Source organism: uncultured Anaerococcus sp., assembly GCF_963510915.1.
Taxonomy (GTDB): domain Bacteria; phylum Bacillota; class Clostridia; order Tissierellales; family Peptoniphilaceae; genus Anaerococcus.
Window position 1 is genome coordinate 1 of sequence record NZ_CAUPHG010000113.1, and the last position, 4,738, is coordinate 4,738.

A 4,738-nucleotide genomic window follows, 5' to 3' on the forward strand; every position below is an offset into this window, starting at 1 on the left:
CAATGAAAAAAATTAATAAAACTGTCCTGCTCGCCTCGACATTATTTATAACTTCTGCTATTAACTTAACTGATAATTCTTATGCTAATGAAGATAATAAATCACTTGTCAAAGAGAGTGTAGACAGACTTAGCGAAGATGAAAAAGTAAAAGTTGATACTACAGAAAACCTAAATAAAGAAGAAATTAGCACAGATGCGGACGCTGAGTTAGATTCAACAAATCAAGAAGAGGAAAATACTGACAAAGATAAATCAGAAAATACAGATGATAAGGAACTTCTTGATGAAAATAAAGATGAGCAAGAATCAAGCAAGTCTACTGAACCTAGCGAAGAAAATGAGGAAGAGACTGACAAGAGAATCCCTGGACTTATTTACTATAACGATAAAAGCTTGGATGATGTCCTTAATGAGAGTAAGGATTCATCTTCACATGAAGATCCAGTTTTTAACGAAAGCAATGAAATAAAAGAAGAAAATTATTATTCAAACAATGATGGTGGTTATTTTGTAGAAAAGAATAACGAAATCAAATATTATAAGGGTAATAAATTAGTTAAAAATACTTGTATCAAGATAAATGATTCTATATTCAGAGCAGATAAAAAAGGTGTTATTACAAATCCGAAAAACACTTGGCTTAATATAGGTGGAGATATTTATTATAATAACAATAATGGCGACATAGCAAAAGGTATCAGCCAGATTGGCAAGGATAAATATTATTTCTCAAATGATGGAGTCCTTCAAATAGATAAAAAACTTATAACCCAAGGTTATTATTATGAAGTAAATGGCATGGGCAAGATGAATGTAGTGCCAAACCAATGGGTTAGTGTTAATGCAAACGTCTATAGAACCCTAAAAGATGGTAAGATTGCCAAGGGCATAACCAAAATTGGAAGTCAAGATTTTTATTTTGATAAGGATGGTAAACTTCAAACTAATAAGAAGATGATTGTTTCTGACAAGTATTATGAAGTTAACTATTTGGGAGTTATTACAAATCCTAAAAACAAATGGCTTGCCATAGATGGAGTTACTTATAGGACCCTATCAGACGGAAAAATAGCTAGGGGACTTGCCCAAATCAATGGCAATACCTATGTATTTGATTACAAAACAGGGGCAATGATTGTTGGCAGACCTTCTATTACCAACGGTCTATACTTTGATATAAACAATAAGGGTGTTGCAAAACTTATTAAGAACCAATGGGTCACTTACCAAGGTAAGACCTTCCATACTAACAACTCAGGCTATATCCAAAAAGGCGCTTGGGAAATCAACGGCAACACATATTACTTTGATGATAATGGTCTAGTTTTAAATACCACTTACATGAAAAATGGTGTAAAATACAAGATTAATGAAAAAGGAATTGTAAAGGTAGATGGATATAAGGTAGCAGGTGAGAGAAACATCGACAAAACAATGGAGTGGATGTTTACTGCTAAGAATAATGGTATGACCTATGATATGGGTCCAGCTAGGACATCCGAAAAGTCAGCAGACTGTTCATCAGCAGTATTTAGGTCTTTAATCTATGGTGGATTCTTAGATTCAAATGCATACGTTGGCAACACTGAAACCCTATTTTCTATGGGAGCCAAGGGCGAGATAATGTATGAAATAAGCCCAGGTGAGATTGATTATGGAGATATTTTCGTATCAGGAATACCAGGCAAATCTCTTGGTGAAGGTGGTCACACAGGCTTTATCCTAAACAAAAACCAAGATACAATTATCCACATGAACTACTCAGATGATGGTGTTTCAATAACCCCAAGAGTAGGACGTATGGGAGATAGGTCAGGTAGACCAGTTAAATACTTTAGATTAAGGAATGCTAAGTCTAACAGAGTGTATGTAGATAAAAAATAATTATTTAAAACTAGGTGTTAAGCACCTAGTTTTTTTATGGGAATTTGTAATTTTTTAGTTATCCTTGAGATTTATTTATTTTTTTAATGAATACTCTAGGTATAATATTAACGTATAAAAAATTATATTTTAACCAAAGAGGAAAATGTATGAGTGAAAAAACTAAAAAAATCAGAAAAACAAGTGGAAAAAATTTGTTAGGAAAAGCTCTACTCTTGATAGTAGCAATACTTTGGGGCTCTTCTTTGACAGTTGTTAAGGTCGCCCAAGAAACCTTTAAGCCAAATATGATTCTGGCGATTAGGTTTACTGTATCAGCCCTCATCCTGTCAATAATATTTTGGAAAAAATTGAGAAAAATGACCAAGGATGATTTAAAAAGCGGACTTAGCATAGGTGTCTTTTTATTCATGGCCTATTCTGTGCAGACTATTGGGGTAGGATACACAGATCCAGGAAGGTCTGCCTTTTTATCAGCTTCTTATTGCGTAATTGTGCCATTTTTAGCATGGTTCGCCATGAAAATTAGACCTGATAGGTTTAATATTATTGCAGCGGCCTTTACCATTGTAGGAATTTATTTTGTATCGATGGCAGGTGGAGATGGCGGATCAGTTTTCGACCAAGGAAAGGAAGCCATCATAGGAGATGGTTTTGCCCTCTTATCTGGGGTTTTATTTGCTGCTCACATAGTTGCAGTTACAAAACTATCTGAGAATAAGGACCCAATTCTTATGACAATCTTGCAATTTACAATGGCAGCAATCTTATCAATAATAGTTACTTTTGTTTTTGAAGACAATTCATCTATACTTTTGAGTAAGAAATCTGTCTTAGAAGTAGGTTACCTAGCAGTTATGTGCACAACCGTAGCTTTGCTTTTACAAAATATAGGCCAAAAATTTGCAACAGCATCTTCAGCCGCCCTAATCTTGGCTACAGAATCAATCTTTGGAATACTAATACCAGTTCTAATGGGAATTGAGTCTTTGACAACAAATAAAATTATTGGTTTTATTTTAATATTTATAGCCATAGTAATTTCAGAAACAAAGTTAAACTTCTTGGGATTTGGCAAAAAATAGAGAGTAAAAAATAAGAAAATTTGGTTAAAAAAATAGGAAATCTCGGAGAAATTCGAGATTTTTTTGTTTTTGATTCCATATTTTATGTAAATATGTGTGAAAATTTTGACTTATAAAGAAAATCAAAATCATTTGCTGAATATTATACTATAAAAAGAATAAATTAATTTCCTAGGAATAAGAAAATAGACAAAGCTTCTCCTCGTTACTATAAAGAGGTTTAGTAAGATATTGTGTTGTCAGAATTGAAAGAAGATACAATATTTTTTAACATATTCTTTGAAAATATGAGAATATAATGGATAATTATCAGTTTATATAAAAAATAATTCAAAAACACCCCTTGACAAAACTGCGTTATCAGAATAAAATTATAAACTATAAAAGCTAATTAAATTTTAGGGGGAAAAATAATGAAAATGAAAAGAATTTTCTCTACCATGATGGCCTTTGGTCTTGCAGCAACCCTTGTTGCTTGTGGTGGAGAAGGCGCTAAGAAAGATGACGCTGCTGATAAGAAAGATGATAAAGCGGCAGATAAAGCAGAAGATAAGAAAGAAGATTCTAAGGAAGGTCAAGAACTTTCAGATGATGATAAAAAAGCTTTAGATTCCTTTGAAAAACAAACCACAGATGACACTCTTGTAATTGGTACATCAGAAATGAGTGGAGATTTCTACCCAGGTTGGTCTAACAACTCTTACGATGTTAAGGTTAGAAAGCTAATCGGTATCTATGGCAATAACTCATATGATACTCTTGTTCAAGATGAAGCTGGTAAATGGCAATACAACTCTGCATGTCTAGAAAAAGAGCCAGAAACAGTTAAAAATGCTGATGGATCAGAAACAACTACTTTCACACTCAAAAAAGATTTGAAATGGTCAGATGGTTCACCAGTAACCTCTGATAACTACCTATTTAGTGCACTTTTCCATTCTTATCCATCTTACCAATTGGTAACAGGATCAACTAATATAGGTTCAGACTCATTGAAGGGTTATCAAGCCTATAAGAATGGTGATGATGATAAGTTTGAAGGTCTAGAAAAAGTTGATGATCAAACATTCAAGGTAACAGTAGATGCTTCCTTCCTACCATACTTTGAGGAAGAATATCTAAAGGTAATAAGTCCATTCCCAACCCAAGCTATTTCTGAAAACCTAGCTGTTGCACCAGAAGGAAACAAGATTATAGCTAAAGATGGTTACCAACCAACAGATGAAGAAAAAGCTCAATACATCAAAAACATTGACGCTCAAATAGCTAAATCAAAAGAAGATTTTGAAGAAAACAATCCAGCACCAAAAGATGATGCAAAGGATGAAGAAAAGAAAGCTTACGAAGAAGCTAAGAAAGCTCAAGAAGAAAATGTAGCTAAACTTGAATCTAGAAAAACTGGAGAAGTTGACCCAACCAGCATGCTAATTGAAGAAGCTATGCAAAAAGAATTCAACGAATACAGAACAGCACCAAAGATTTCTGCTGGTCCTTACAAGTTTGATTCTTTTGAAAACAACATGGCAAAACTTAGCCTAAATGAATATTACCAAGGCAACTTCAAGGGTGATAAGGCTACAATTCCTCATGTAATAGTACAAACTGTTAATAGCAAGATTGCAATAAACCTACTAGAAAATGGAGATATAGATATTTGGGATTCTGAAGCTGAAGGCGCTTTAATTGATCAAATGAGAGCTGCAGCTGACGAGGGCAAAATCGGTGGTTACAATACCTATGAAAGAAATGGTTATGGTAACGTAACTT

The 4,738-nt window shown here is 33.6% G+C and carries 3 protein-coding genes; all 3 read left to right on the top strand.

The window, feature by feature from the left end:
* The coding region (locus tag RQ893_RS08165) for a peptidoglycan amidohydrolase family protein (protein ID WP_311482527.1) at window positions 1-1,886 on the top strand (1,886 nt) is incomplete at its 5' end.
* Window positions 1,887-2,035: 149 nt separating this feature from the next.
* Window positions 2,036-2,971, top strand: coding sequence for a DMT family transporter (locus RQ893_RS08170; RefSeq protein ID WP_311482528.1), 936 nt, complete (start codon window positions 2,036-2,038; stop codon window positions 2,969-2,971).
* Between the two features lie 413 nt (window positions 2,972-3,384).
* Window positions 3,385-4,738, top strand: a 1,354-nt coding sequence (locus RQ893_RS08175) for an ABC transporter substrate-binding protein (protein ID WP_311482529.1), incomplete at its 3' end; no start/stop codon positions are given.

Coding starts and splice junctions, on each gene's coding strand:
- RQ893_RS08170 (WP_311482528.1), top strand. CDS start 2,036: ATGAGTGAAAAAACTAAAAAAATCAGAAAAACAAGTGGAAAAAATTTG.